Origin of the sequence: Corallococcus interemptor, assembly GCF_003668875.1 — a bacterium.
Classification (GTDB): Bacteria; Myxococcota; Myxococcia; order Myxococcales; family Myxococcaceae; genus Corallococcus; species Corallococcus interemptor.
The window spans coordinates 1-785 of sequence record NZ_RAWM01000284.1 but is presented as its reverse complement, the minus strand read 5'-3'; the positions used below and the strand labels follow the sequence as shown (position 1 = coordinate 785).

Here is a 785-nt window from a genome sequence, read left to right as displayed (position 1 = left end):
CTGCAAAATTCTCAAGAAAATGGTCTCTAGTCACAAAAGAGATTGGAGCGACAAATTGCCTGAAGCTTTATGGGCCTATCAGACTACCGTTCGAGGATCAACCCATAGCACACCATTCTCCTTGGTCTATGGATGTGAAGCAGTTGTCCCCCTAGAGGTACAAATTCCTTCTTTAAGGGTATCTCTACAAAATGAAATGACGCAAGAAAGCAACGTCAAATTGAGACTCCAAGAACTGGATAATCTCGATGAAAGACGACTCAAAGCTCTACAAAGCGTTGAGCTTTACCAAGCACGCATGGTGGGATCTTTTGACAAAAGGGTCAGGCAACGCGCCCACAAAAAGGGTGACTTGGTTCTTGCGGTGAAAAGGCCAATGGTTTTTGCCCACAAATCCAAAGGCAAATTCGAACCAAAATGGGAGGGACCCTTCGTCATCGACAAAGTCTTCTCCAATGGCGCATATGCTCTTCTAAACATGGAGGGTGACAGATGTATGCTGCCCATCAATGGCAAGTTCTTGAAGTGGTACTACCCTTGAAGACTTCCTACATCGGGTCAGAGCGATGCATACATGGCCAAAGCCTATCCCTAGGTACTTGCTCGTCAAACCCACTCCTTTTAGAGTTTTCATACCTATGTTGAAATTTCTAAAAAACCTTAAAACAATGCTTACTTTCATGTTTCATTGTTCAAAACATCATCAAAATCCAAAATCCAAGTTTAGGAGCCTCTTCCCTAACTTGACCAAAACTTTCGATCCTATAACCCAACATTCATGTTTT

Annotated in this window: 1 protein-coding gene; it reads left to right on the top strand. The window is 42.9% G+C overall.

Annotation, left to right across the window (positions count from 1 at the left end):
* Positions 1 to 541, top strand: a 541-nt coding sequence (locus D7X96_RS40220; protein ID WP_158626688.1) for a hypothetical protein, incomplete at its 5' end; no start/stop codon positions are given.
* Between the last annotated feature and the right edge of the window lie 244 nt (positions 542 to 785).